Origin of the sequence: Bergeyella anatis (assembly GCF_036016955.1) — a bacterium.
GTDB lineage: Bacteria > Bacteroidota > Bacteroidia > Flavobacteriales > Weeksellaceae > JAYWXI01.
Genome location: NZ_JAYWXI010000110.1, coordinates 1 through 533, shown reverse-complemented (window position 1 = coordinate 533; position 533 = coordinate 1). Strand labels below are relative to the sequence as shown.

1 pseudogene is annotated in these 533 nt (G+C 34.9%); it reads left to right on the top strand.

What is annotated here, in order from left to right:
- Positions 1–533, top strand: a pseudogene (locus VQ048_RS12480) (DNA methylase); the annotation flags it as partial.

The window sequence follows — 533 nt, the reverse complement described above, 5'->3', positions numbered from 1 at the left end:
CTTTTTCATACCCCAGTGATAACAACTCAACCAAGGATACAGAAAGTGTATCTATAACTCCTATTAGTTTTGAGCCTACACCATTTGAAGGGGATATTTTAAGTCATTATAGAGAAGATGCTTTAGTAATTCAAAATGAACAACCAGGGTATTTAAGAAATGTAAGTAAAGACGAGGGAACCGCCACTTTTGTTCCGCTTGAAGTCGGACATATTCAGCGTAAAAAAGCAATGGCTTATATTGAACTTCGAGATAGTTATTTCGATTTATACAACAAAGAAGCCAAAAATAGAAAGCTCTATCCAGACGAAAGAACAAAGCTCAATACCTTATACAATGAATTTATAGGAAATTATGGGGCTTTGAATAGTAAAAATAATATAGGATTTATCCAAACAGATGGAGCCGGCAATGAAATTCCTTATTTAGAGCGGAAAGTCAATGGAGTTTACCGCAAAGCCGATATTTTTGAAAAACCAGTGAGCTTTTCTGTAACCTCAGTAGAAAATGTTACACCAAAAGAAGCCCTAATA